This is a genomic window from Paenibacillus sp. J22FR83, assembly GCF_059691955.1.
Window position 1 is genome coordinate 843,343 of sequence record NZ_JCAUAM010000001.1, and the last position, 26,440, is coordinate 869,782.

25 protein-coding genes are annotated in these 26,440 nt (G+C 45.0%); 5 read left to right on the forward strand and 20 right to left on the reverse strand.

The genetic code is table 11. From position 1 onward, the window contains the following. Positions 1–17: 17 nt before the first annotated feature. The 5 genes from AC58PV_RS02880 to AC58PV_RS02900 all read right to left on the reverse strand — a co-directional run bounded on the left by AC58PV_RS02880 (position 18) and on the right by AC58PV_RS02900 (position 5,298). Positions 18–539: a PadR family transcriptional regulator gene (locus AC58PV_RS02880; RefSeq protein ID WP_497430778.1), complete on the reverse strand. Its 522-nt coding sequence runs from the start codon at positions 537–539 to the stop codon at positions 18–20. Between the two features lie 144 nt (positions 540–683). Continuing rightward, positions 684–1,442, reverse strand: coding sequence for a tRNA threonylcarbamoyladenosine dehydratase (locus AC58PV_RS02885; protein WP_497430779.1), 759 nt, complete (start codon positions 1,440–1,442; stop codon positions 684–686). Between the two features lie 24 nt (positions 1,443–1,466). Next, a complete protein-coding gene (gene aspS / locus AC58PV_RS02890; protein ID WP_497430780.1) occupies positions 1,467–3,248 on the reverse strand; it encodes an aspartate--tRNA ligase in 1,782 nt (593 codons plus the stop codon). Between the two features lie 43 nt (positions 3,249–3,291). Then, entirely contained in the window at positions 3,292–4,557 is a 1,266-nt protein-coding gene (gene hisS, locus AC58PV_RS02895; RefSeq protein WP_497430781.1) for a histidine--tRNA ligase, read from the reverse strand. A 432-nt stretch (positions 4,558–4,989) separates the two neighbouring features. Then, positions 4,990–5,298, reverse strand: a complete 309-nt coding sequence (locus tag AC58PV_RS02900; RefSeq protein WP_497430782.1) for a winged helix-turn-helix transcriptional regulator — start codon at positions 5,296–5,298, stop codon at positions 4,990–4,992. Between the two features lie 158 nt (positions 5,299–5,456). Between AC58PV_RS02900 and AC58PV_RS02905 the strand changes: the two genes are divergently transcribed. Beyond that, entirely contained in the window at positions 5,457–5,852 is a 396-nt protein-coding gene (locus AC58PV_RS02905; protein ID WP_497430783.1) for a DoxX family protein, read from the forward strand. 403 nt (positions 5,853–6,255) lie between these two features. After that, complete coding sequence (locus AC58PV_RS02910; protein ID WP_497430784.1) at positions 6,256–6,579, forward strand: hypothetical protein; 324 nt, start codon at positions 6,256–6,258, stop codon at positions 6,577–6,579. A 99-nt stretch (positions 6,580–6,678) separates the two neighbouring features. Here the strand turns inward: AC58PV_RS02910 and AC58PV_RS02915 are convergent, their stop codons facing one another. The 10 genes from AC58PV_RS02915 to AC58PV_RS02960 all read right to left on the reverse strand — a co-directional run bounded on the left by AC58PV_RS02915 (position 6,679) and on the right by AC58PV_RS02960 (position 18,449). After that, positions 6,679–8,643, reverse strand: coding sequence for an FAD-dependent oxidoreductase (locus tag AC58PV_RS02915; protein WP_497430785.1), 1,965 nt, complete (start codon positions 8,641–8,643; stop codon positions 6,679–6,681). A 135-nt stretch (positions 8,644–8,778) separates the two neighbouring features. Further along, positions 8,779–8,952 carry a hypothetical protein gene (locus AC58PV_RS02920; protein ID WP_497430786.1) on the reverse strand — a complete coding sequence of 58 codons (174 nt, stop codon included), beginning with the start codon at positions 8,950–8,952 and terminating at the stop codon, positions 8,779–8,781. A gap of 83 nt (positions 8,953–9,035) precedes the next feature. Then, positions 9,036–9,476: a D-aminoacyl-tRNA deacylase gene (gene dtd / locus AC58PV_RS02925; RefSeq protein WP_497430787.1), complete on the reverse strand. Its 441-nt coding sequence runs from the start codon at positions 9,474–9,476 to the stop codon at positions 9,036–9,038. Positions 9,477–9,500: 24 nt separating this feature from the next. Next, the gene (locus AC58PV_RS02930; RefSeq protein WP_497430788.1) at positions 9,501–11,687 is read right to left on the reverse strand and encodes a RelA/SpoT family protein; all 2,187 of its coding nucleotides are present in this window, start codon (positions 11,685–11,687) and stop codon (positions 9,501–9,503) included. Positions 11,688–11,871: 184 nt separating this feature from the next. After that, positions 11,872–12,384, reverse strand: a complete 513-nt coding sequence (locus tag AC58PV_RS02935) for an adenine phosphoribosyltransferase (protein WP_497430789.1) — start codon at positions 12,382–12,384, stop codon at positions 11,872–11,874. A 26-nt stretch (positions 12,385–12,410) separates the two neighbouring features. Beyond that, complete coding sequence (gene recJ / locus AC58PV_RS02940) at positions 12,411–14,828, reverse strand: single-stranded-DNA-specific exonuclease RecJ (RefSeq protein WP_497430790.1); 2,418 nt, start codon at positions 14,826–14,828, stop codon at positions 12,411–12,413. A 66-nt stretch (positions 14,829–14,894) separates the two neighbouring features. Continuing rightward, positions 14,895–15,845: a cation diffusion facilitator family transporter gene (locus AC58PV_RS02945; protein WP_497430791.1), complete on the reverse strand. Its 951-nt coding sequence runs from the start codon at positions 15,843–15,845 to the stop codon at positions 14,895–14,897. 66 nt (positions 15,846–15,911) lie between these two features. After that, positions 15,912–16,838, reverse strand: coding sequence for a protein translocase subunit SecF (gene secF, locus AC58PV_RS02950; protein WP_497430792.1), 927 nt, complete (start codon positions 16,836–16,838; stop codon positions 15,912–15,914). Then, on the reverse strand, positions 16,828–18,060 hold the full coding sequence (gene secD / locus AC58PV_RS02955; protein WP_497430936.1) for a protein translocase subunit SecD: 1,233 nt from the start codon (positions 18,058–18,060) through the stop codon (positions 16,828–16,830). The genes secF and secD overlap by 11 nt, the downstream gene beginning before the upstream one ends. A 101-nt stretch (positions 18,061–18,161) precedes the next feature. Further along, on the reverse strand, positions 18,162–18,449 hold the full coding sequence (locus AC58PV_RS02960) for a post-transcriptional regulator (RefSeq protein ID WP_497430793.1): 288 nt from the start codon (positions 18,447–18,449) through the stop codon (positions 18,162–18,164). Positions 18,450–18,653: 204 nt separating this feature from the next. On the opposite strand from AC58PV_RS02960, the gene spoVB reads away from it, so the two are divergent. Beyond that, positions 18,654–20,219 (forward strand): stage V sporulation protein B, encoded by a 1,566-nt coding sequence (gene spoVB / locus AC58PV_RS02965; RefSeq protein WP_497430794.1) that lies wholly within the window; start codon positions 18,654–18,656, stop codon positions 20,217–20,219. A 12-nt stretch (positions 20,220–20,231) separates the two neighbouring features. On the opposite strand, the gene AC58PV_RS02970 is transcribed toward spoVB, so the two are convergent. Then, the gene (locus AC58PV_RS02970) at positions 20,232–20,918 is read right to left on the reverse strand and encodes a DUF421 domain-containing protein (RefSeq protein ID WP_497430795.1); all 687 of its coding nucleotides are present in this window, start codon (positions 20,916–20,918) and stop codon (positions 20,232–20,234) included. 107 nt (positions 20,919–21,025) lie between these two features. Continuing rightward, a complete protein-coding gene (locus tag AC58PV_RS02975) occupies positions 21,026–22,354 on the reverse strand; it encodes an ArsB/NhaD family transporter (RefSeq protein WP_497430796.1) in 1,329 nt (442 codons plus the stop codon). 110 nt (positions 22,355–22,464) lie between these two features. Here AC58PV_RS02975 and AC58PV_RS02980 point away from each other — a divergent pair, with 110 nt between their 5' ends. Both AC58PV_RS02980 and AC58PV_RS02985 read left to right on the forward strand, forming a co-directional pair. Beyond that, positions 22,465–22,845: a TIGR04086 family membrane protein gene (locus tag AC58PV_RS02980; protein ID WP_441990030.1), complete on the forward strand. Its 381-nt coding sequence runs from the start codon at positions 22,465–22,467 to the stop codon at positions 22,843–22,845. 96 nt (positions 22,846–22,941) lie between these two features. Beyond that, on the forward strand, positions 22,942–23,781 hold the full coding sequence (locus AC58PV_RS02985; RefSeq protein WP_497430797.1) for a phosphatase PAP2 family protein: 840 nt from the start codon (positions 22,942–22,944) through the stop codon (positions 23,779–23,781). A 57-nt stretch (positions 23,782–23,838) separates the two neighbouring features. Here the strand turns inward: AC58PV_RS02985 and yajC are convergent, their stop codons facing one another. From yajC to queA, 3 genes are read right to left on the reverse strand one after another with little or no spacing between them, the layout of a single operon-like run. Continuing rightward, positions 23,839–24,153 (reverse strand): preprotein translocase subunit YajC, encoded by a 315-nt coding sequence (gene yajC, locus AC58PV_RS02990; protein ID WP_057311649.1) that lies wholly within the window; start codon positions 24,151–24,153, stop codon positions 23,839–23,841. A gap of 15 nt (positions 24,154–24,168) precedes the next feature. After that, positions 24,169–25,308 carry a tRNA guanosine(34) transglycosylase Tgt gene (tgt, locus tag AC58PV_RS02995; RefSeq protein ID WP_497430798.1) on the reverse strand — a complete coding sequence of 380 codons (1,140 nt, stop codon included), beginning with the start codon at positions 25,306–25,308 and terminating at the stop codon, positions 24,169–24,171. Between the two features lie 50 nt (positions 25,309–25,358). Next, entirely contained in the window at positions 25,359–26,438 is a 1,080-nt protein-coding gene (gene queA / locus AC58PV_RS03000) for a tRNA preQ1(34) S-adenosylmethionine ribosyltransferase-isomerase QueA (protein WP_497430799.1), read from the reverse strand. Positions 26,439–26,440: the final 2 nt, after the last annotated feature.

Sequence of the window (26,440 nt, forward strand, 5' to 3'; positions counted from 1 at the left end):
CGAAATCTACCTCACTTCTATTTTACATTTTTCAATCGTGCTATTCCTTCTGTCAGGGTAAGGATTTGGCTTTCTGAATTGTTTATACCAATCTGAATGCAAATTTCCTGTGTAGGCGACATATCTGGCTGACAATCCACGTACAGCTTGCGTAAACGCTCCATATTTACTTTCGTTCGAATGAGGTACTCTTCTAACACGCCAACCATAATAGCCGCCTCTACAAACTCGCCAAAAAACAACCGTGTCATCGCATCTGATTTGAACTCATTGTCTTCGATTGGACTATACATATACGTCTTAAATTGGAGCTGTCCCTCCTCTGTGATGGAATAAAGATTCTTATTCGGTCTGCCTTCTTGAATGACGCTTTCCTTGGTAATCAAGCCATCCTTCTCCATCTTGCTAAGTGTCGGATAAATCGTGCCAAAGCTTGCGTAATTAAAATAGGATAGAATCGTCTCCATCTTATGCTTGATGTCATAGCCGGATAAGCTGTGGTGCATGAGTAAACCCAAAATCACATCTTGACTATTCATGTTGTAAATCCTCCACTCAGATGAAATGCATCTCCTTACAATTCCCAATTTATCAGAATACATATATCGAGTCAATATATATTAAATCGATATATGTAAAAGCGTAAAAAAAAGGACACCCACTCTCGTGGGCATCCCTTAACGCTATGATTTTTTCTTCGCACCAATCTCAAGCAGATCCTTCACAGCCGCACTCACCATGATAAGTCCCGCTACAGGAGGTACAAAAGAATTACTCGCAGGCGGTTGTTTCGCTTTACGTCTATCAGGCGCATCCGCAGGCACGATTTGCTCAGTCACGTCTTCTCGCGGCTTCATTGGTTCTTCCATCGAGAAAACGACCTTAACGCCCTTCTTAACGCCCTCTTTACGTAATCTCTGGCGAATGACACGTGCGATCGGGTCCATACTTGTTTTGGAAATATCCGCAATTTTAAATTGCGTTGGATCCATTTTATTCGCTGCACCCATGCAAGAAATCATTGGGATTTTACGTTCGAGACATTGTTTGATCAAATGAATTTTGTACTCAATTGTATCACTCGCATCCAACACATAATCGATCGGATACGCGAATACTTGCTCATACGTTTCCTCTGTATAGAACATCCGGAGGGAGATGACATCGCACTCCGGGTTTATTAAAAGAATACGGTCTCGCATTAGATCAGCCTTCGGCTGACCAACTGTCGTCGTAAGCGCATGGATCTGTCGGTTGACGTTCGTAATATCGACGACATCCTTGTCAATAAGGATCAAACGTCCCACGCCTGAGCGCGCCAAAGCTTCCGCCGCAATGCCACCGACACCGCCGATACCGAGTACAACAACTGTACTATTCTTCAAAATTCCTAGACCCTCAGGTCCAATCGCTAATTCAGTTCGCGAAAATTGATGAAGCATGGGAACACTTCCTCTTCAAAGTTCTTAGGCTTTCGCAGCAGGCTGCTTAAGCGCTAAGCGAATCGATAGTTGTTCTAGTTGTTTATCGTCAACAGTTCCTGGAGCATCCATCAACAAGTCTGTTGCGTTAGCTGTTTTCGGGAATGCAATCGTTTCTCTTAGGTTGGTACGGCCCGTGATCAACATCACCAAACGGTCAAATCCGAAAGCGAAACCACCGTGTGGAGGCGTTCCGTATTCAAATGCTTCCAACAAGAAGCCGAATTGCTCGTAAGCTTCTTCTTTGGAGAATCCGAGTGCTGCGAACATTTTCTCTTGTACATCACGTTGGTAAATCCGCATGGATCCGCCGCCTACTTCGTAACCGTTCAAGACTAGATCGTAGGCTTGCGCACGAATTTGACCTGGATCTGTGTCGAAGAAATGAATATCGTCTTCGTTCGGACGAGTGAACGGATGATGTTCTGCTACATAACGTTTCGCATCTTCGTCGTACCCAAGAAGTGGGAAGTCTACAACCCATGCATATTTGAATACGGAGTCATCGATCAGACCAAGTTGACGACCGATTTTCAGACGAAGATTACCAAGTACATCAGCAACGACTTTCTTTTTATCCGCTGAGAATAGAAGTAGATCTCCCTCTTCTGCACCCAGACGCTCTGTCAACGCTGCGATTTCATCCTGGTTGAAGAATTTCACGATTGGCCCTTTGAATTCGCCGTCTTTCACTTGAATCCAAGCAAGACCTTTCGCGCCATAACGTGCTGCAAATGGAAGAAGATCGTCAATTTCTTTACGGCTCCAAGTACCGCAGCCTTTGGCGTTCAGCGCTTTCACTTGGCCTCCGCCGTTAACTACGCTCGCGAACACTTGAACACCAGAAGTAGAAACGATATCGGAAACATCCTGAAGCTCAAGACCGAAACGAAGATCTGGCTTATCTGAACCGTATTTCGCCATCGCTTCAGCATGCGTGATACGTTGGAATGGACGAGCAATTTCAACATTCGCTGTTTCTTGCATCAATTTCACTACAAGCTCTTCAAGAATCTCAAGAAGTTGATCTTGCGATAGGAATGAAGTCTCGATGTCGACTTGTGTGAACTCAGGCTGACGGTCAGCACGAAGATCTTCGTCGCGGAAGCAACGAGCGATTTGGTAGTAACGCTCAAGACCACTAACCATCAACAGTTGTTTGAAGATTTGTGGAGATTGCGGAAGCGCGAAAAACTCGCCTGGATGCACGCGGCTTGGTACCAAGTAGTCACGTGCGCCTTCTGGTGTACTTTTCGTCAAGATCGGTGTTTCTACATCGATAAAACCTTGGGAATCCAAGAAATTGCGGAAGATGTTGGACGCTTTGGAACGCAGCATCAACGTACGTTGCATTTCCGGACGACGCAGGTCTAGGTAACGATATTTCAAACGAACAGCTTCATCCACTTCCACGCCATCTTCGATGAAGAAAGGAGGTGTTTTCGCTGCGTTCATGATTTCGATTTCTGTAACTTGAACTTCGATTTCACCTGTTGGAATGTTTTTGTTAACTGTTTCAGCGTCACGTTCAACGACTTTCCCTTTTACAGCAAGCACATACTCGTTACGCGCACGGTCCGCTATCTTCAATGCGTCGCCAGAGAAATCCGGGTTAAATACCGTTTGAATTAAGCCACTGCGATCGCGCAGGTCGATGAAAAGAAGTCCGCCAAAGTCGCGTCTTACCTGCACCCACCCGTTAAGTATTACTGTTTCACCTACATGGGCTTTCGTTAGCTGCCCGCAATGATGTGTTTTGAGCATCATAATTGTTGTTGCCTCCTCGAAGTTTTATGAATGATGTTGCTATCTATTCGAATAGTGTCTTTGCAGCTTGTGAGGCCAGATCCACTAAACTTACCGTGATTTGATTTCCTGTTTCCATCTTCTTCAGCGTAATTTCGCCGCGTGCTAACTCATCATCACCAAGAATCGCGACATAAGTAGCTTGGAAGCGATCGGCAGACTTCATTTGCGCCTTCATCTTGCGGCCCTGATAATCCTTCTCTGCTTTTAAACCTTGAACCCTGAGCTGGTGCAGAAGCTTCGTAACTTCTTTCTCCGCGGCTTCACCAAGTCCAATTAAGTACACATCAAGCGGCTCAGGTTTCGGAATTTCAACGCCTTGCGCTTGCAGGACTAACAGAATACGCTCAAGACCAAGTCCCAAACCAACTCCCGGTTGATCTGTACCATGTCCACCGATCTGTTCAACGAGACCATTATAGCGTCCGCCTCCACCTATCGTGTCAATCGCGCCTATCCCAGCAGCTTTATACTCAAAAGCCGTGTGCGTGTAGTAATCAAGTCCACGTACAAGGCGTGGGTTAATTCGGAATGGGATCTCCATCGCTGTTAAGTGCTCTTGAACCTGTGCGAAGTGTGTGCTGCATTCTTCATCTAGGAACTCAAGAATGTCAGGTGCTCCTACACCATGCTTTTGATCGATTTTGCAATCGAGAATACGCATAGGGTTGCGGTCATAACGCGACTGACAATCCTTACATAGCTGATCCTTCACTGGGGCAAAGAAAGCTTGCAGCTGCTCGCGGTAAACCGTCCTAACTGCTGGTGTTCCCACGGAATTCACTTCCACGGTTACTTCTTTGAGCCCAATCTCTTTATAGAACGTGTAACCAAGCGCAATGACTTCAGCATCTATACTTGGATCCACCGATCCGAAAGCTTCAATACCGAACTGATGGAACTGGCGGTATCTTCCCGCTTGCGGTTGCTCATAGCGGAACATCGGTCCCACGTAGAACAGTTTTGTCAGATCAGGAATGCCATACAGTTTATTTTCTACATAAGCTCTAACAACACCCGCCGTACCTTCCGGTCGAAGCGTCATGCTCCGGTCGCCTTTATCTAGAAATGTGTACATTTCTTTCTCTACGATATCTGTCGTCTCTCCAACTCCGCGCGAGAAAAGCTCTGTACTCTCGAAAATAGGTGAACGGATTTCTTTGTAATTAAAACGTTGACACAAGTCTCTCGCTTTGCTCTCCAGGTACTGCCACTTCTCCACCTCACCTGGAAGCAGATCTTGTGTACCCTTTGGCTTCTGAATACTCATCTTGGTAACCTCCCTTTTTCTCTACATACGTACATTTCTAAAAGCAAAAAATCCCCCATCCCCGACTTGACGTCAGGGACGAGAGATCTGATTAACAAATTCACCCGTGGTACCACCCACATTCAGCACAGCGATGTTGCTTGCTTGCGCAAACAAACACAACTTGCTCTTTGCGGTTAACGCCCGCTATTCGCACAACTACTACTTAGCACACGAACTCATGGCTGTTCCCAGTTGGTCCTCAGGGAGGTCTGTTCATTCACTCATCATGGGAAGCTTGCAGCCTAGGCTTCCTTCTCTGTACATGTGGGGGCGAATTACTGTGTCCCTTCAATGGATCACATTCTTATGAGATTACATTATGGCTATTGTAAACATTGGTAAGAGCAAAGTCAAGAGATAACCATCCTTACTTACGTTCTCCACCTATATTTAGTTAAAGGAATCCGCCCATTTCTGTACTTCGTCCATGACGGGTTGAAGTCCCTTCCCTTTGGATGTTAATTCATATTCAATACGAACCGGTGTTTCTGGATAAACATGTCGAATAATAATATCTGCAGCTTCGAGCTCCTTGAATCGTTCCGATAGCATGCGATCACTCATACTTGGGATCAATACGGAGATATCTTTGAACCGCTTAGGTCCAGATAGCAACACATTCACGATAAGTCCTGTCCAACGTTTTCCCAGAAGTTCGAATGCGTGCTCGAATTTGGGACATAGTTGATCATTTTCCATCTTAATCATCTCCTTCGAGTTCTTGCCGATAAACGGCATCAAACACTTCTGTATGAACTATTTTAACATAGTCGCTTGACAAAAGTAAGTGCTTCGTAATAATATACTAACATAAAGTAAGTTGTTAAACAAAATATATTTAAAGAGGAGATGTTAGTATGGCGTTAGGACTTCTTATTATTCGTTTGGTGATTGGTTTGACGATGGCGGCACATGGTACACAGAAATTGTTTGGTTGGTTCGGCGGTTACGGACCTAAAGGTACAGGCGGGTTCTTCGATTCCATCGGTATCAAACCTGGTGTCACGATGGCGGTCTTAGCTGGTTTAGTAGAATTAGGAGGCGGATTGCTCTTCGCCGCTGGTTTATGGACAGAAGTTGGCGCAGCTCTTATTATTATTACAATGATTATGGCGATTATTAAAGTACATGGCAAAAACGGTTACTGGGTAACCTCGAATGGGTATGAATATAATCTAGCTTTACTTGTCATTGCACTTGGCGTTGCATTAATCGGCGCTGGTGACTATTCCATAGATGCGCTGCTACAATAAATGAATTTCCAAACCGTCCAGCTTAGGCTGTGGCGGTTTTTTGTATACAATAGCCGCAGGGCCGCGGATTCATTTATAAAAAGTCGAAAAAATGGCTTTCGGCGGGAGGCCGGCGCCTCGCAGATCCCGTAAGTCGATTTCATCGACTTACGTCATACAAAGAAAATAGCCTGCAGCACGGGGCAGCAGGCTTTCAAAAGTTTATATTTTAAAGGGGGTCGACTATTAGTATATCCCCCCAAGATTAATGGAACATGAAGCTAATATTACAATTTGATGACACCAGAATCGCGTTTACTTTCAAGTATTTTCATTTCGTTTCATTCGTATATTCATCCTAATTTCACATATACATGTACAACAAGGCAGATGGCCTTGAATATAACTTCTGGAGGCTGTAACAATGACACTACAAAACGAGTTTCAAGAGGAACGTCAAGATCTCGTGGTGCTTTTCTCGGAAGAATCCGAAGCCGAAATTGCTGACGAAGTAACTGCTGACGAAGAAGCAGCCGACGAAGAGGCCATTGAAGAGTCGGATCCTGAAGCAGAAGAAGCTGAAGAGGCTGAAGAAGAAGCGTCGGATGAGGAAGAAGTAGACGCTGAGGAATCAGAAGAAGCTGAAAGTGAGGAATCCGCTGACGAGGAGCCAGAGGCTGCCGATGAGGAAGAAGCAGAGGAATCCGCTGAAGCAGAAGCGGACGAAGAAGCTGCTGACGAAGACTAAGAAATGTAATCGCATTCACACATTTTTCCACAGCCTCTTACAAACAAAGAGCCTTACAGCCACATCTCCTGCGGCAATAAGGCTCTTTATTGATGTATGCTACGGCTTCCCTGTCAAACCAATTTTAACGTCACGAATCATCATGTACGTGTCCCCATTGGTCAATTTTTGCTTATCCGCAATACCATTGATCGTTGCGGCAGTTAGCAATTTCCCCTCTACGAGCTTCGCTTGCGCTTCAGCCGCTGTAGCTTGAATACCTAATGCTTGCGTAAACGTGTAGCTAGCTTGCTCAAGCGTCAACGGAACCTTGTCCGCATTCTCTACTTTAACAATGGCTTGGTTGACATCCCCCGCAAAAGCACCTGGTTTCATCTTCCTAGCACTACCAACCAAATTAACCATTCGCTTCGGATTGGCCACGTCATCTAATCGGAAGTTATTATCATAAGCACCTGATGCCAATCCAAGCATCATGGCTGATTTCAAGCCTTCGAATGACTTATGCTCCATAAAAGGCTGAGGTTTAATGGTCATCGGCTGAATTTCCATACCTTGCTTATTCAGCTGAGCCTGCAACTTAGCGATCATGTCTTTGGATGCTGAAATTTGACGGAACGTCATGTTCTCCGCTTTCGCCAAGCTCACTGCCGCACCAGCTGCCTCCCCTTCTGCCATACCGGTCGGCATCACACGCGCACTTCCATGTGGAAGTGTGTCATAACTTGCCGCTCTGCCTACAACAAGTAAACCATCGATCTTCTGTGGCACGATGCTGCGGAAAGGAATCGCGTATTGTTTCGGCTTACAGACGACATTACCTGAGTCGGTAGGGGAAATACGTTGGATATCGACGGGGTACGATCCGAAACCGATGCGATCCCATTGATCCGCATTCGTACATACATCGACGATCGTCAATCGGTATTCACCCTGCATATGTCTGGTCTCTCTCACATAAAGCTCTGGTGCGGAACCATCGAGCTCAACTGATGAGAATTCCGGGAACGTTTTCTGCATATAAGCTACGATATTCGGCAGTTCTTTTTTCCCGATATCAAATGCCTCTTGCACCGACTTCGGATCGAAGGTATCTACGCCAAAAATCTGCAAGGCATTAATAAGCACCGTATTGTTATTTTGCCTCCCCATATTGAGGCCTCTCATCTTGGCTCTTTCTTTGTTAAGTGCGGGATAATTACTCATTTCACTATATCCAAATACACTCACATCCGTAACACCCGTACCAGAATTGTCATCGCCATTCAATCGGTTGGCCATCAACTTCCAGACTTCAGGCGTAACATTCTTCAAACGAAATGCTAAAGTGACAGCCATTTTGGACTTAGGATCCCCAATATCCTCATGCCCCATTGTAAAAGGAACACCCGCAGCAGCTGCGAAATCACCATCTTGAGTCGCATCGATGACGGATAGGGCTTTGACAACCTGAGTGCTGCCATTTTCTAGTGTGATTGTTGCACCTTGAACCGCATTTTTATTGGCCGTCAGCACCGGTTCAATCTTCTTCGTTTTCATCAGGACATCAATATTCTTCTCGTTCTTTACGGCTTCGTAGAAGGCATTAGCCGCTGTATTGACATCGAAAGAATCACCTTCTGTTTTGGCATACCATTCCGAGAAATACCCTTTGTTCCATACGTCATCCTTGCCCAACAAGGTTTTGTTCGTGGAATAATTGTTATCCAGCGAGTTGATCCAACCGAGCGTCATCAATCCACCTAGAATTTCACGATCTCGGCCATCAATAAGCAATGTACTTAATCCATTCCGTGCTGATGAAACCGCAGCGGCTACACCTTCTGGATCCGTACCAATGACAATGACATCATAGACCTCTTTGGCCTTCTTAACCGATTTTACCTCTTCAAGAGCTTGTTGCTGATCACTGTGTCCTTTGGCGTTCTTGTGGTGATTATATTGAAAATACATCGCGGCTGTTGCTGCAACCAACGTAAGTACAATCAATACTACCATTAACCATAGCCAACCTCTGGATGTCGATTTGTTGCGATTCGAATTTGCCATTACGACTTTAAGCACCCACCTTATCTCCTGCATGTCTTACAATAATTCCATAGGCTAGTTTACCACAATTTGATGGAGGAGAGAAATTCTGCCTCGGATACAAATAAAACCACGCAAGGCTGACGAACAGCACAGACGTGGTTTTATGCATTACCGGAACGATTTCTTAGGAATGCTTTTCATTTTTTCTTGATTTGAAGTGAATTCTGCACTGATTTCTACATCCGCAAAAGCATTAGCCTGACTCATTCGCTCCGCCATGGAGGTATGGAACAGTTGCTGTATCGGGGCAGTTATCATCTTTTCTTTGATGGATTGGCGCATCTGTAGGCTCCTAACCGCTAGTTTATACATGTATAGTATAACCAGCGTCTAAGCTGCCTATCCGAACCCTTCACCCAAACAACTTATTTACTATCGATCATTAAGGTAACAGGTCCCCAATTCGTCAAGGAAACATCCATCATTTCACCGAATGCTCCTGTTTCAACTTGCAATCCCTGCTCTCTGAGCAATCTGTTGAACTCCTGGTACAACGGTTCCGCTTGTTCAGGTCTTGCAGCTGACATGAAATTCGGGCGCTTGCCTTTACGACAATCCCCATACAGTGTAAATTGAGACACAGATAAAATGGCTCCGCCTGTCTCGAGGACAGACAAATTCATTTTACCCCCTTCATCTTCAAAAATACGAAGCCCGGCCACTTTATCTGCGAGATACTTCGCATCGTGTTCGGTATCTTCATGGGTGATACCAACCAACAGCATAAGCCCCTGCCCAATACGACCGACAGTTTGCTCATTGACGGTTACTTCCGCATGTTTACAACGTTGAACAACTACTCTCATCGTTCCGAAATCCCCTTAATCTAGCTAGGTCTGCATAATCCGTTGAACGGAGTATATATCTTTGACACGTTTTATTTTCTCTACAACCGACTGCAGATGATCAATATTTTTAATCAAAATGGTCATATGAATCGTTGCCATTTTATTCTTATCGGAGCGGCCAGATACCGCTGAAATCATCGTCTTACTTTCGGAAACAGCTTGCAGCACTTCGTTTAAGAAGCCGCGGCGATCGTGGCCGGTGATCTCAATTTCAACATTGAAATTGGATTCAACTGTTTCTGCCCAATCCACTTCAATAACCCGTTCTTCCTCGCCCATACTCGTCGGAATGTTCGTGCAATCCGATCGATGGACAGAAACACCGCGTCCACGCGTAATATAGCCAATAATGAAATCACCAGGTACTGGATTACAGCATCGCGCAAATCGAACTAGCAAGTTGTCTACACCTTTAACGCGAACGCCATTCGTAGGACGGCTTTTACGTTCCGAAGAAGCAGGGGCTTTGACCTCTTTCACTTCGCTACTCAGTTTAATAAGCTGAGCTTCTTCCGCTTCCTTGCGCATCTTCTCTGTTAACTTGGTACATATTTGGGCAGCCGTAATGCCGCCAAAACCAACCGCCGAGAGCATGTCTTCAATATCGCTAAAATTAAACTTTTTCGCTGCTTCCAGCATCTTATCATCGCTCATTAAGGTTGGAGGATCGATGGCTAAGCGTTTAAGCTCGCGCTCAATCATATCCTTACCTTTTTCAACGTTCTCTTCACGCTTCTCTTTCTTAAACCATTGCTTAATTTTACTGCGTGCGTGAGAGGATTGCGCGATCTTGACCCAATCTTGACTTGGCCCATAGGAATGCTTAGATGTTAAGATTTCAATAATATCGCCAGTTTTGAGCTTATGATCGAGCGGAACGATCCGCGAATTGACTTTGGCTCCAATGGTACGGTTGCCGATTTCTGTATGAATCCGGTAGGCAAAATCCAACGGAACCGCGCCTGCAGGAAGCTCGATGACTTCCCCTTTTGGCGTAAATACGAAAACAAGATCAGAGAAGAAATCCATCTTCATGGATTCCATGAACTCGGACGCATCGTTCGTTTCATGCTGAAGCTCAAGAATCTCGCGGAACCAACTCATCTTATCCTCGAAAGTACCTGATGGGACAACAGTGCCGCCTTCCTTGTACGCCCAATGCGCAGCGATCCCGAATTCGGAGGTGCGATGCATTTCCCACGTCCGAATCTGAACCTCCAGCGGCTCGCCCTTCGGCCCGATAACGGTCGTGTGCAAGGATTGATACATATTCGGCTTCGGCATTGCAATATAATCCTTGAAGCGGCCAGGCATCGGTTTCCATAGCGTATGGATGATACCCAAAGAAGCATAGCAATCTTTGATCCCGTCAACAATGACGCGCAAGGCCATAAGATCGTAGATCTCGTTAAATTGCTTGCCGCGGGAGCTCATTTTCTTGTAAATGCTGTAGAGATGTTTGGGTCTACCCGAAATATCCCCTTGAATCCCCATCTCATCCAATTTCTCTTTGATGCTGTGAATAACATCTTCAATATATTGCTCGCGCTCGGTCCGTTTCTTCTGCATGAGATTCACAATCCGGTAGTATTGCTGCGGATTCAAATAACGGAGGGCAATGTCCTCCATCTCCCATTTGATCGTAGAAATACCAAGTCGATGCGCAATTGGGCAGAAAATCTCCAGCGTTTCTTCCGCGATGCGGCGCTGGCTTTCTTCCGATTGATATTTGAGGGTCCGCATATTATGCAGGCGATCCGCTAGCTTAATCAGAATAACCCGAATATCTTGCGCCATCGCAACGAACATTTTGCGGTAATTCTCATTCTGTTGTTCTTCTTTGGATTTGAACTTAATGCGCTCCAGCTTCGTCAAACCATCAACGAGCATTGCACAAGTTTTGCCAAATTTATCTAGAACAGTTTCGAGTGAAACTGTTGTGTCTTCAACCACATCATGCAGAAGCGCAGCAATCACCGAAGTGACATCCATCTGCATATTCACCAATATATCTGCAACAGCGAGTGGATGCAGAATATAGGGCTCACCTGATTTGCGCACTTGGCCATGATGGGCTTCATCCGCGAATTCATAGGCCTCCCGAATCCTCTGCAAATCATTCTCTTTCAGATAGGTGGCGGCCTTTTCCAGCAGCTGCTCTATACCCATGCATCTACCCATTCCTTTAGTCGATTTTTATTCATTATGCCTGCAAGTCAGGCCCCTCGTCAACTATTCACGTACAGGCTTCGACAAAAAGCATCATAACTGCCGTGATCCTGCCACATTCACGCCATAGAATGGCTATGAAAAAGAGAATCGAATAAAAAACATTCGATTCTCTAACCCTGTTTTAGTATTGAACGAGTGAAACAACATCAAAACCTTCGAATTTACTGCGGCCATCCAAATACGTAAGCTCGATTAAGAAAGCAGCGCCGACGATTTCTCCACCAAGCTGTTTGATCAAATCAACGGACGTTTGAATCGTTCCGCCTGTTGCAAGCAAGTCATCTGCAATTAGCACTTTCTGTCCAGGTTTAATGGCATCCTTGTGCATAGCTAACTTGTCTTTGCCATACTCAAGCGCATAATCCGCTTCAATCGTTTCGCCAGGCAGTTTACCGCTTTTGCGAATAGGAATAAAACCCACGCCGAGTGCTGTTGCCAGAGGGGCACCAATAACGAATCCGCGCGCTTCCGGGCCTGCAATGACGTCAATTTCTTTGTCTTTAATGAGTTGTTTCATTTGCTCGATGGCTTCTTTGTACACAGGCCCATTCTGCAGCAGTGTTGTAATATCTTTGAATCGAATGCCTGGCTGCGGAAAATCCGGGATAACGCGAATATAATCTTTGAAATTCATATGATTTCCTCCAATATAAACTCTGTTTATTTTATGTTATCAGCGATCCATTGCTCCAGCTCTTTCGCTGAAGAATACATAACAATGGCTTCAACTTCTTGACGATGCAATCGATGCTGGTACAACCGTGATGTTGTTAAATCTCTTTTGGCAGGTGTGGCACTTAATGTAACCATATTATCATGTTTTACGACAAATTCTAATTCTTCAAAGACAGATAAAATAAAATGTATCATGCCAAGTGATAATCCCGAACGTTTACTGAAAGATGTCATCATCCTGGTATCCTGCAGTTGAAGTGATTTCTCCTTCTGCAAGGTGCCATACAGCATTTTGAACATATCCCTAGAAGGCAACGTGTTGCCGCTATCCTGTCCTAACTCGGCAAATACAGGGTAGCACCTCATCATCCCAGTGGCCTGCTGAAGGACCGATTTCAAACTATCAAGTCGTCGAGGCATGGTGTATAAAATAACATCTTGCAACTCGTCGAACGCCACGCCGTTCGCTGCTTCATTCGCTGGCTTTAGCTGGCCCGTATCCTGTACGATCCAATACGGCACATGATGCCCGATTCCAGCAGCCATTCCTTGATACAACACGGCATCCGCTTCATCAAAAAGCACGATTCCTGGCGAGCGCAAAGGCGCCGCTGGTCCTGCGGAGAGATTGCTCATTAGTGTAGCGAGCTTCCCTTGCAATTGTCCCGTTCCACGCCAATCAAATACCTGCGTGTGTGGGATTCGCAAATCCTGCATGATAATCTGAGGCTTCCTAACCCCATTCCACTCATTAATGGAAAGCTCTCCCAAGACATCCACCTTCGCTGAGGGGGCGATTAACGCCGCTAACCCCCCTTTGCCGAAGCCTACGGCTTCAACTGTACAGCTCACTTCATCTTTCGCTTGAGATAGCCCCAGCTTGAGATGCTGCTTTTCTTTGCCCATGGTCCGAATATCTTCAAGACCTAAGTCCGTAAACATGAACTTAGGCGATGGATTGCCCATACCGAATGGTGCCAGCAACTCTAGCCCCTCAATGCTTGCAATTGGAACATCAGCTAAGTTGCACGCATTATCTACTCGCAAGACAGGAACGTAGTCCTGCTCCGTCAACGTTGCTGCCGCAAGCTCATTCAATCGAAGTGCGAAAACTTCTAGATGACCAGTCTCCAAGCTCATCCCTGCTGCTGCTTGATGACCACCGTAGTGATCCAGTAGATCCTTACAAGCTGTCAGCGCCTTATGCAAATCAAAGCCTGCAATCGAACGTGCAGAGCCTTTGGCCATGCCCTTCTGTGGATCAATACTTAACACAAGCGTAGGTCGATAGAATTTCTCCACGATCTTGGAGGCCACGATTCCAACGACACCAACATTCCAATTTTCTTTCGCTACGACAATGACTTTATCCAAGCCCTTCGCTCGCTGTTCCTCAGCCATCGCAAATGCTTCTTGGACCATATCCTCAACAATTTGTTGTCGCTCTTTATTCAGCATATCCAATTCGAAGGCAATTTGCTCCGCTTCTTTTTCATCCGATGTCGTTAGCAGCTTGACGGCAATATCAGCTGCTTCTAAGCGACCACTCGCATTAATCTTCGGAGCAAGCGAGAAACCGATGTGCCCCGCAGTAATCTCTTTCCGTTCAATCCCGGACACGCCAATCAGTGAACGAAATCCAACATAGCTAGAATCCTGCATACGCGCGAGACCCATTTTCACAAGCAATCGATTCTCACCTGTGAGCGGCATCAAGTCGGCCACAGTTCCAAGCGCAGCGAATTCAAGAAGTTCCTCGGGGAAACGCTCCAGCAGCGCATGTGCAAGCTTAAAAGCCACACCAACACCTGCTAAGAGCTTGTAGGGATACGGACAGCCTGGCTTCTTAGGATTGATCACAGCCAAGGCATCGGGCAATATTTCTGGCGGTTCATGATGATCCGTCACAATGACATCCAACCCAATTTCTTGGCAATAGGCAATTTCTTGAACGGCACTTATTCCCGTATCCACAGTAATAAGCAACTGAACACCTTGTTCCTTGGCCAAGTCCATCGCTGCACGATTTAATCCATAACCTTCTCGAATTCGATGCGGGATGTAGGTATCGAAATGCGCTCCTAGCCCGGTTAACAAATGCGCCATTAAAGAGGTACTGCTTACACCATCTGCATCGTAATCGCCGTAAACACGAATGAATTCGTTATTGTGCAAAGCTTTGCGAATGCGCTCCACAGCTGGCAACATCCCATCTAATAAATAGGGATCATGGAAATGGTCGACGCCACCTTGCATAAATTGCTCAGCCTCAGACACACTGCGAATATCTCGGAGCACTAGAATACGGGCTACCAAGGGATCCAACTGCAGCTCACGAACCAATTCTTCAACAAGCGCCTCATCGGCATTTCCAATGTTCCATCTTGCCTTCGGTGCTAGCACTTGATAGCTCCTCCTTGGTGTTTTCCGATGAAAATCTCAGGGTACGTAATCTTCGAAAACAATGATTTAGTGTAGAACTGACGGCAGCTCACTTGCTTCCGCATCCCCTTGTTTATAGGGATAACCTGCATCGTACGGATTCACATGGATATAGACATGCGAGATATGATGAAATTGCTTCATCAGCTGTTGTTTAATCTTCTTAGACACCTCATGCCCTTCCCAAACAGAAAGCCTAGGATTGACACTGATTGTCATATCGATGACGACGTAATGCCCATGTTCTCTCGCGTTCAGGTCGTCTACTGTAATCACACCATGAATCTTTTGAACAGCATTCACATAATCAGCTGCCTCTTCCTGGTGACGTACGTTCTCAGTTGGTGTAGGTATCGTTTGGCTGACTAATGAGAATCCCATTTTACCTATAAAGAGTGCAACGATGAGTCCAGCAATTGAATCCATATAAGAAAATCCAGTAAAGCCGATTACTTGAGCCAACATGGTCGAGAGAACACCTACAATGACCACAAAAGAAGAGTATATATCGGAACGGCGTCTTCGTGCATTGGCAATAAATTCCTCAGTCCCCAATTGATTACCAAGCCTTCTTAGGAATTGGAACATCCCTTCCCTCGCAAGCAGTGCTAGAACGAGAAGGGCAACATTCATCATGGCGGCCTCATATTTGACATGGTTAATCAAGAATTTAACCGCTATGACACCTAATTCCGCCCCAATGAGTAAGATCAGGACAATCAATAAAATCGAACCAACAGATATTTGTGGATCCAATCCCCGGAAAGATGCTCTAGCCAACTGCGCACGCATCGTTCTAACTCTGGCGATGGCAGCAGCCACTATACATATTCCAGCTGCCGACTGTGCCCCAGCTGCGATCATAGCGTTACTATGTACATCAAAGCCCACTATCCCCATCACACAAGCCAACACAGTAAGTACAAGTATGGCTGACCAAAGCGCATATTCTGTCTTACGAAGCCCCTCTTCATTCACGTGGACATTCCCCCTGAACGGATACAAAGGCCGCGCAACAGTTCACGCGGCCGGATATTATGGTTATTACGCTGCAGCTTTCTTTTTAGAACGCGTTAACGAATTTCTTTTGAACAAATACCATAAGGAACATGCAATGAAGACGGAAGAGTAGGCACCGCTTGTCAAACCGATTAACTTAGCCAAAGCGAACAACTTAATGGACTCGCTTCCGAATAAATACAAACAACCAGCAGCGATTAATACAACGAGAACGGTATTAATGTTACGTGCCATCGTTTGCCAGATACTATCGTTAACGAGAGCAACTAAATCTGCATCTGTCTTCAATTTAGCAAACCGCAGATTCTCACGTATCCGGTCAAAGATAACGATCTTATCATTAATGGAATAACCAATCGTGGTTAATACTGCCGCAAGGAACGGTAGGTTCACTTCGAAGCGGAAAATCGCAAACATCGCGATAACGATGAACGCATCATGCAGAATTGCGATAATCGCAGCCAAGGCGAAACGCCATTCGAATCGGATACTCACGTACAAACAGATCAATACGCTTGAAAGGGCAACAGCATACACGGCTTTCAACAATAACTCTTTCGCAAGCTGTGGATCAACTGTATTAATTTCCTTCGACACCTCTGCGCTATAAGCCGTTGCAAAGGCGGTTTGGATTTTGTTCACTGTCGCATCGTCTAATACGTCATCGAAACGGATCGACACACGATCACTATTATTACCACCAATTGTAGGATCTGCATATTTCGATTTCACATCGCCGCTTGTGTTCAAACCATGTAAAATTTCTTCAACCTTCGCGCTATCCAACTGTTTGCCGACAACAAGGTCAATATTCGTTCCTGCTTTGAAATCGACTCCGAAATTCATGCTCGAGGTTAGGATAACGATTAACCCTGCGATCAGAATAACAGCCGAAATGATGAAATAGATATTGCGATTTTTTACAAAATCGTACTTTTTCTTAGAGTCCACGGATGTCTGCCTCCTTCACACCGAAATAACTTGGCTTTTTCAGCAAATTACCTCGGATAATAAGATGTAGCAGCCATCTGGAGAACAAGACGTTCGTTACGATGGAGATAATAATACTCATCATCGTAATAACTGCGAAACCGCGAATCGCACCGTTACCTACATAATAAAGCACGATACCTGCGATTAGATTGGTTACGTTCGCATCCATAATCGTACGGAAGGAATGCTTCGTCCCTGCTTTCAAGGATGAAAGAATACTCTTGCCTGCACGGATTTCTTCGCGAATACGCTCGTAGGTGATAATGTTCGCATCGACAGCCATCCCTGCGCCTAAGACTAAGGCAGCAATACCTGGCAATGTCAATGTGGCATTCATAAAGTCAAAGATCGCGAGTAGTACCCAAACATAAGTGATCAAAGTGAAAGCTGCTACTAAGCCTGGTACACGATAGTAAAGCACCATGAACAAGAAGATTAGGACCGAAGCAATCAACCCTGCTCTAGCTGTTTCGTGTAAGGAAGCTTTCCCTAATGTAGCATCAACACGTTGTATGTATTTCTCTGTTAATTTAAGCGGCATTGCGCCTAAGTTAATCATTTTCGCTACTTTTGTCGCTTCAGCAACATTCGTTTGTGTAATGATGGCGGAGTCGCTATCGATAGGGAAATTAACGGATGCAGTCGATTGCAAATCATCATCCAAATAAATGGAGAGCGTACTTCCAGTAAGTTTCGTTGTAACTTCCTTGAATTTCTCTCTGCTCTTCATTTTAATTTCAACAATCGGTTGCTTCGTGTTCGGATCGTAGCTTAATTTCGCAGCGTTCTCAACGAAATCTGTACCGTTCATGTACACGGTGCCATCAGGACCTCTGAACGTTAATACAGAAGGCTTGGACATCAACGTACGAACTTCTTCTTCGTTCTCAACACCTGCTAGACGAACACGGATACGATCTGATCCTTCTGGATACACCTCTGGTTCAGCGACACCAAGGGTATCGGCACGTTTCGCAAGACTTTTGGCCGCTTCCGTAAGCGTTTCCTTCGTTAGGGGCTGTCCAGCCGTTAGCGGCTCAGCGGTGTACAAGATTTCAAACCCGCCTTTTAAATCCAATCCAAGCTTAATACGGTCTACTAATCCAGGGCTCGTAACTCCAACTGCACCCAGAACAATGACGACCGTTAGAAAAAAGAACGAAATTCTTTTCCAATCCAGCATCTGTTGCTAGTCTCCCTTCAATACTCAATATGCCTATTATACTCAGGTCTGAAAAACGAGTCAATTTAAGTCGTTTCACGTAAAAAATAAGCCCATTCTTAGAATTGGGCTCCTCTATACATACTAATCGTCATCCAGTTCATAAACGCTGTAGATTTGAGGGATAAAATGTCATTTACGATTTGATGGATAGAAGGCAACCCTGTTTTGCGATATTTATCGCTGACACAATCCCATATATCCTTGCCGGTAACGTGCTCATACCCGAGCAGAATAAACTCTTCAACTTTGCTTAAACACAAGCTTTCGATAATTTCATTTAGTTCTTGATCCGACATACCTGGATTCTCTTCTTCACTTCCATTATCCTGTAGTGGTTCACTCATGGGGGATCCTCCTAAAAGTTTTGCTGGAGCAAAACTATCTACGTAAGCATAGCTAGGGCATTCGTTTTTATCTGTATCATGTACAATTCGATACCCACAACGGAATTTCCTGCCAAATGCGTACGTATCACACAAAATCTTAGCATGAGCTTGGCCATCTCTCGCATAGTCATAGGTATGACATTATCGGAAGAGGGTATGGCAGTGACCAAGCAGTCGTTTATAAGAGGTACAATGATCCTGCTCGCCGCAGGCATTTTGAATCGCATACTTGGCTTCATACCCCGAATGACATTACCGCGTGTGATCGGGGCGGAAGGCATCGGCATTTATCAGATGGGCTGGCCATTCCTATCCGTTATTTTAACCATCATTACCGGAGGTATTCCCGTTGCCATCTCCAAGCTGATCGCTGAAGCAGAGGCAGAGAAAAATGAAACGCGAATTCGCAGCATTCTACGCATTTCCCTAGCCATCACCCTATCTCTTAGTTTCGTATTTACAGGGATCTGTCTTATAGGAGCCTCATGGATTACGTCACATTTACTGACGGACTCTCGTGTTTATTACACTTTTCTATGTATGAGTCCCATGATCCCCATTATTGGCGTCTCTGCCGTATACCGCGGTTACTTTCAAGGCAGACAAAATATGATCCCAACCGCCACCTCTCAAATTGTGGAAACGTTGATTCGCATTGTCATGGTTCTCGTATGCTCGTATATGATGATTCCCTATGGCATCGAATATGCGGCAGCAGGCGCGATGATTGGCGTCTTAGCAGGTGAAATTGGTGGACTAGCTGTCCTGGCTATTCATTTCCGATGGGATAAGAAAGATTCATCCAAGACCCCACTTGCTCAAATCGGGACAAAGAAAACGACAGGCCGTCTTACCAATCTTCGAAGAATATTACGCATTTCCATCCCCATCACAGGAAGCAAACTCATCGGAGCTGGTTCTTACTTACTGGAGTCGATTTTAATTGCCCAAAGCTTGGCGATCGCAGGCATCACGACATCACTTGCAACTGCCCAGTACGGAGCATTACAAGGTATGATTATTCCCATCATCCTCCTGCCCAGTGCACTCACCATGTCATTATCTGTTTCTCTCATTCCATCATTAAGTGAAGCTGCCGCCCGCAAAGACCTTAAGACCATCCATATGCGTCTGCATCAATCGCTAAAGCTCGCTTTAGTGACAGGTGCCCCTTTCTCAGTCTTAATGTTTGTACTCGCTGAGCCGATTTGCAAGTACCTCTACAATCAACCTGAAGTCAGCGTCATGCTGAAGATGATGGCACCAATTGCAATATTTATTTATTTTCAAGCACCGTTGCAATCTGCCCTACAAGCTTTGAACAAGCCCGGAGCTGCTCTAATCAACACGCTAATTGGCTCAACAGTTAAGTTATTCTTAATCTATTGGTTGGCAAGCAAGCCTGAAATGGGCATACAAGGTGCTGTGTTCGCCATCAATGTGAATATCGTTTTAGTTACACTTTTACACTGGAATAGTGTCGTTCGGCTGCTCAAATTCCGGATGGAAGGGAGTAGTTTCGGGAAAATTGGCGCATCCATGCTGCTATCTGGTGTTGTATGTTATCTCATCATGTACACACCTTGGGTGTCTGCAACTTGGATACGGTTCCTGTCCTCCTTGTTGTTAGGGCTGGTTTCTTACATCTTTTTCATCACGGTTTTCCGACTCATCAGTCTCAAAGATATCAGTCGACTGGTGACGATGGGCAAAAAAATAATTCGTTGAATCAGCGCTTATTCATCTCTTGCGATCAAGAAACATTCGTCCGCGATGATCAATCGAACAGTAGAAAATTTCTTTAAAATCCTTTGCCCCTTTTTCTTGGAGCTGATTTTTCAACCAAAACCTCGTTTGACCGATCTTTTCTAGATTATCGTCTTGTACTTTACCATCCATAATGAGAGGCAGCGGCAAGCCTTCGTAACGTATCGCATTCTTAGATTTCGTTACTTCCGTCTCTGTCTCTTTGTCATTTTTGTCTTTCTCAACCACACTTAACTTCCCCGAAGGTTCCAGTATCGCAAATTCCACGTCAGCCACGTTCATAACTTTATTTTGTCTCAATTGCAGCATCAGATCATCCAAATTATAACGATGCTTCTTCATTTCGTTTCGATTAATCATTCCCTTGTTGATAAGCACACTCGGTTTCCCGTCAAAAAGCACACGAATCGTACGACTCTTTAACGTGATGTAGGCGATGGCAACTTGAATAAGCACCAACGTCCCCATGGGTAAAATGCCAGACATCAGCGGCTTCTTAACGTCCTCGAGCACAAACACGGCAATCTCCGCAATCATAATCGAAATGACAAGATCGAATAGCGACAGCTTGCCGATCTCCCTTTTCCCCATGATACGCAGCATGAGAAATACCACAAAATAGATAAGCACCGTACGCAAAAAAATGGTCAGAATATCCATCGCTTTCCTCCCTGATTCTCAAGCTCTAGCTTGTTCTTGGAGTTCACTGGTATTCTGACCGTGTAGGCACCTCATCATGCAGATATTACGTATTCAATTGTTGGCAATTACAACAAGAATAATTTGAAATATAACGTAGAAATCAATAGCAGTACGAAACAGATCGGAGCAGCTACGACGACATACTCACTTTGTTTCAACTTCACACCATCTTGATAGGTAAAAGATGCCGCGTATAAGCTAGCTATCGAACTTATGAGTGTCACACCGCTTCCGATCCCGCTTCCAACGATCAACGCCCACCACATCGGCTGTACAGGAATCTCTACGAGCGGGTCCATCCCATCAACAATGGGAATCATCGCAGCAATGAAAGGAACATTATCCATCATGGCTGTCCCAAACGTATTCAACCATAGCAATAGAATGGAAAGAAATGAGATACTCCCTTGGCTTAGCTCAAGACCTCGATTTGCAATGAATCCTGAAAATCCCGCATACGTTAAGCCCCCGACCATGATGAACAGTCCCAAGAAAAAGAGCCATTGTGTTTCTCTTACGTGATGCCAGACGGCACCATAATCCTTCGTTTTTATTAGCTCTTTCATATCTTTGTAGTTCATGATAAGCAAAGCAATTGCCCCCGAAGCTGCGATGTAAGCCGGACTCCAACCTAGTACACCATGTAGACATAATGTAAGTACGGTTAGCCCCGTAATAATACTGCTTCCTACTACGAATTCTCTATGGGGAGATAAATAGGAGCTTGGCTGTAAGCTTAGCAGCTCACGCATATTTGCTTCTGCTGCCACTAAACGCTTTCGATAGATCAGCCACATAATGAGATAAACGACAGCTAACAGCAAGCAAATCAGTGGAAACAACTTCATAAACATGGTCCCTGATGTAAGGTGTCCTGACGCCCCAAGCATACGACTAGGTATATTCCCCATAATCGTCGCTGCACCGCCAATATGTACAGATAACAACACTGAGATTAGAAATGGCGCTGGCAGTAACCTCATTTTTTTGGACGCAATAACGATGAAAGGAACGATGACTATGACCGCCATTAAACTATCCAAGAGTGCAGAGATGAGCGCTGCGATCAGGGAAAGGCTAATAATAAGTGTCAAAGCTCGCATGCGGTATTTTCGAACAATAGCACTTACAACATATGTAATAATGCCTGTTTTCTGAAAAATGCTAGAAATAATGAAAAGACTCACGAGATAGATTAACACTGGCCAGTTCGCGTAAGTTGTAAATGCTTTGGGGAACGGCACAATGCCTAATATCAACATTAAACTAGCCCCACCAAGCGCGGTATACATACGATCCCATTTTTCTATCAATATGCAAACGTAAGCAACTGCAAAAATAAGCAGGGCAGCTATGGCTTGCCACAATACTGGACCTTGAGAGAATTCAGTCATAAATATTCACACTCCTTGATCTATAGTTTGTACTAATTCTATGTGCTTGGCCATACAATGATGTTAATGAAGCGTTCGAATATAGGAAAGGAATGATGCCTGTGAACCCTATGAAAACGGTCAGTCAGGTTCGAATAACATCGCCTTTATTTTCAGGACTTGTCTACTCATTTAGCATGATGACCATTGGAACCATTGTGACCTCCTTGTTTTTGCTTTTAACCAGCACACAAGAAAGCTCCTTACACACATTAACAACCATTATCCATGCAGTCTCCTTATTTATTGGAGGATGGGTTTCAGGCAAACGGGCCGGTAACCGCGGCTGGTACCACGGGGGCATGGTCGGCATCTTCTACTTCATTCTCATTTTCTTAGTCGGTTTTCTGGCATTCGATGCAGGGTTGAATCTTCAGTCCCTCCAATTGCTTGGCATTTTATTCGCATCTGGGGCGCTCGGCGGCATACTTGGTGTAAATACTCAGAAATAAGTCTTTTCCGTGAAGATTGCACTTCCCCCCCGTTGAATGTGGTATAATGTCATAGTTATTGCCGCACAAAACTTCCAATATATAGGGGGATACAACTTGAGCCCTTTTCAATCTATGACGCATGCGACAGTTTATATTGTACTAACAATTTTCGCTTTTGTAATTATCGCAACGCGAAAGAGCCCATACACCATAGCTAGCTCCTTAGTTCATGAAATTTTTACTTCACGTAAATTCCTTTTTCACTTCATCGCATTGCTAATGATTCTCATGTTTAACAAGATGGAAATGGCCATTGAGAAAGGCATGCAATACAAAGCTGATTTCACGAAATCGATCTACGGCATCGAAGGAGACTTTGTAGCAACGATCCAGAACTTTTTCCATAATGATATCCTTACAATCGTATGTAGTTATTTCTATGTTATTATTTTCCCATCGATTATGATTACTTCTATTGCTATTTACACCTATCAGAAGAATCATAAACTTTTCTATGCCGTCTGTTATGCGCTGATGTTCAATTATATGATAGCCATCCCGTTCTATCTCTTTTTCCCAGTTAATGAAGTTTGGTTCTTCCACCCCAAAGTAGACCTACTCATCTTAGATGTGTTCCCTACTTTCGAGCAAGATTACAGACCTTTATCTGGACTGGACAATTGTTTCCCAAGTTTGCACACATCCATCTCCGTGTCAATGGCGGTCATCGCTGTCAAAAGCCGGAACATGTTTTGGAAAATTTTCGTTCCCTGCTCAGCAGCCTTTATTATTTTCACAATCTTCTACCTAGGTATTCACTGGTTGTCCGATATGTGTGCTGGTGTTGTACTCGGTGTTGTCGCTGCTCGAATGGGTCTACGTATTGCTGAAGGTCGACTTATCCTTGGTGAGCGTGCACTCCTTAAGCGCCCCGTAAAGAATAACGAATATTAATTTCAAGTATATATGCAAATAAAAAGCGAGAGCCTATTATAGGACCTCGCTTTTTGTTTATTCCTTAGTCGCTTGTGTTTGTGAAACTGCATTGACTGCTGAGCGATCAAAAGTCATTTTCGTCGCATCGTTTACACGAAGTACGCAAATGTCATCTGTGATTTCTACAATCGTGCCGTGAAGCCCGCCAATCGTAACAACCTTATCCCCTTTTTTCAATCCTCCGAGCATTTGACTACGTGTTTTCTGTCTTTTTTGCTGTGGACGAATAAGTAAGAAGTACAAAACTACGAACATGAGCACTAACGGCCCGTATGTATACAAATACCCTACTGCACCTGTGCTTGCAGCATCTTCTGCCAATAGAAACATAGGTATCCTCCTCTCTTAAAATCCTCTTTCATTATCATTCAGCCCGTAAGCGGCAAAGAAGGTATCTCGGAAATCAAGTAAGCGATCTTCCTTAATGGCTTCTCTAACTTCACGCATAAGCTGTAGTAGAAAGTGAAGGTTATGAATTGTCGTCAAACGAATACCGAACGTTTCATCCGCTTTGATGAGATGTCGAATATAAGCGCGACTGTAATTCGTACACGTGTAACACGAACATTTGGCATCCAGCGGCCCGAAGTCCTTTGCATATTTCGCATTACGAATAACTAGACGGCCTGAGCTTGTCATACAAGTTCCGTTTCTAGCGATCCGCGTCGGTAACACACAATCAAACATATCAATGCCTCGGATAGCGCCTTCAATCAAAGCGTCCGGCGAACCAACCCCCATCAAATAACGAGGTTTATTCGCAGGCATAAGTGGTGTCGTGTAATCTAACACTTCATACATCAAGTGCTTAGGCTCACCTACACTCAGTCCACCAATAGCATACCCCGGGAAATCCATGGAAGTCAACTGCTCCGCACTTAGCTTACGTAGATCCTCATGCATGCCACCTTGGATGATCGCAAACAAGCCTTGATCCTGAGGTCTAGCATGGCTTTGCAGACAGCGCTCCGCCCACCGCGTCGTCCGTTCCAGTGATTTCTTCACGTATTCGTACTCCGCTGGAAACGGCGGACATTCATCGAAAGCCATCATGATATCAGAACCAAGTGCATTCTGGATTTCCATTGCTTTCTCAGGGGATAGGAACAACTTATCACCGTTCAAATGCGATTTGAATGTGACGCCTTCCTCCGTAATCTTACGCATATTGCTTAAGCTAAACACTTGAAAGCCACCGCTATCGGTCAGGATGGGGCGATCCCAATTCATGAACTTATGCAGTCCGCCAGCTTCCTTCACAATCTCATGTCCAGGACGAATGAACAAATGGTAGGTGTTGCTTAAAATAATTTGCGCGTCCATCGTTTTCAATTCTTCCGGACTCATCGTTTTTACAGTAGCCTGCGTGCCCACAGGCATAAACGCTGGTGTTTCAATCACGCCGTGCGGTGTGTGAACGCGGCCTAAGCGTGCGCCGGATTGTTTACAAGTTTTAATCGGTTCATATGTTACTGCTGCTGTCATGATATCCACTTCCTATTCTAAACTTGCTCTTCTTGGTTCATTGAATGTTTTTAATAAATCAACATGGCATCGCCGAAGCTGAAGAATCGATACTCTTCCTTCACAGCTTCCTCGTAGGCTCGCATAATATTGGCCTTACCAGCCAATGCACTAATGAGCATAAGCAATGTTGACTTGGGGAGGTGAAAATTCGTTAACAACGCGTCTACAACACCAAATGAATAGCCTGGATAAATGAAAATCGAGGTCCAGCCTTGGGAAGGCTGAATAAGCAAAGGTTGACCTTCTTGGTACCCAGATTGCTCTCGGCTCAATCCTGCTGCTGTCTCCAACGTCCGTGCAGACGTCGTACCGACAGCAATAACCCGTTTCCCCGCTGATTTCGTTTCATTGATTAAGGCCGCTGTTTCTTCAGACAAAATGTAAAATTCAGCGTGCATCTGGTGATCTTCGATCTTATCTACGGATACAGGCCGGAACGTACCTAGACCTACATGCAATGTTACGAAGGCTAGCCGGACACCCTTCTCCTTCAATCTTTCCAAATATTCTGCCGTAAAATGCAACCCTGCCGTTGGCGCGGCAGATGAGCCTTCATGCTTGGCATACACCGTTTGATATCGTTCCCGTTCGGATAGCTGCTCCTTGATGTAAGGCGGAAGCGGCATCTCGCCTAATCGATCTAGGATCTCATTGAAAATACCCGTGTACCGGAACTGCAGAATACGAGCTCCCATATCTCCTACTTCAACGACCTCAGCAGTTAATAGCGGCTCGCCACCCTCATCAGTAGCCGTACCGAATACCGCAACAGCGCCGAGCTGCATGCGTTTCCCTGGTTTGACCAGCGCTTCCCATCGATCCTCGCCTAGTGGCTTTAATAGCAATATCTCCACTTTGGCGCCGGTGTCTTTCTTCATGCCAAAAAGCCGTGCTGGAATGACTCGTGTATCGTTCATCACGAGTAAGTCCCCGGCTTCTACATAAGCGATTAGATCTTCGAATGTGCGATGAGCAGTTTCGCCTGTCTCCTTGTTTAAGGTAAGCAATCTAGACGCCGTGCGTTCTAGCAGCGGCGTCTGGGCAATCAATGATTCAGGTAATTCAAAATCAAATGCTTGTACTTCCATGT

Coding starts and splice junctions, on each gene's coding strand:
- AC58PV_RS02920 (WP_497430786.1), bottom strand. CDS start 8,952: ATGCGCCAATCCATCAAAGAAAAGATGATAACTGCCCCGATACAGCAA.
- AC58PV_RS02970 (WP_497430795.1), bottom strand. CDS start 20,918: ATGGATATTCTGACCATTTTTTTGCGTACGGTGCTTATCTATTTTGTG.
- AC58PV_RS02885 (WP_497430779.1), bottom strand. CDS start 1,442: ATGCTTCATCAATTTTCGCGAACTGAATTAGCGATTGGACCTGAGGGT.
- AC58PV_RS02960 (WP_497430793.1), bottom strand. CDS start 18,449: ATGAGTGAACCACTACAGGATAATGGAAGTGAAGAAGAGAATCCAGGT.
- yajC (WP_057311649.1), bottom strand. CDS start 24,153: ATGTTTCTATTGGCAGAAGATGCTGCAAGCACAGGTGCAGTAGGGTAT.
- AC58PV_RS02900 (WP_497430782.1), bottom strand. CDS start 5,298: ATGGAAAATGATCAACTATGTCCCAAATTCGAGCACGCATTCGAACTT.
- AC58PV_RS02905 (WP_497430783.1), top strand. CDS start 5,457: ATGGCGTTAGGACTTCTTATTATTCGTTTGGTGATTGGTTTGACGATG.
- AC58PV_RS02980 (WP_441990030.1), top strand. CDS start 22,465: ATGAAAACGGTCAGTCAGGTTCGAATAACATCGCCTTTATTTTCAGGA.
- AC58PV_RS02975 (WP_497430796.1), bottom strand. CDS start 22,354: ATGACTGAATTCTCTCAAGGTCCAGTATTGTGGCAAGCCATAGCTGCC.
- dtd (WP_497430787.1), bottom strand. CDS start 9,476: ATGAGAGTAGTTGTTCAACGTTGTAAACATGCGGAAGTAACCGTCAAT.
- aspS (WP_497430780.1), bottom strand. CDS start 3,248: ATGATGCTCAAAACACATCATTGCGGGCAGCTAACGAAAGCCCATGTA.
- AC58PV_RS02930 (WP_497430788.1), bottom strand. CDS start 11,687: ATGGGTATAGAGCAGCTGCTGGAAAAGGCCGCCACCTATCTGAAAGAG.
- hisS (WP_497430781.1), bottom strand. CDS start 4,557: ATGAGTATTCAGAAGCCAAAGGGTACACAAGATCTGCTTCCAGGTGAG.
- queA (WP_497430799.1), bottom strand. CDS start 26,438: ATGGAAGTACAAGCATTTGATTTTGAATTACCTGAATCATTGATTGCC.
- tgt (WP_497430798.1), bottom strand. CDS start 25,308: ATGACAGCAGCAGTAACATATGAACCGATTAAAACTTGTAAACAATCC.
- AC58PV_RS02935 (WP_497430789.1), bottom strand. CDS start 12,384: ATGAATTTCAAAGATTATATTCGCGTTATCCCGGATTTTCCGCAGCCA.
- AC58PV_RS02880 (WP_497430778.1), bottom strand. CDS start 539: ATGAATAGTCAAGATGTGATTTTGGGTTTACTCATGCACCACAGCTTA.
- AC58PV_RS02910 (WP_497430784.1), top strand. CDS start 6,256: ATGACACTACAAAACGAGTTTCAAGAGGAACGTCAAGATCTCGTGGTG.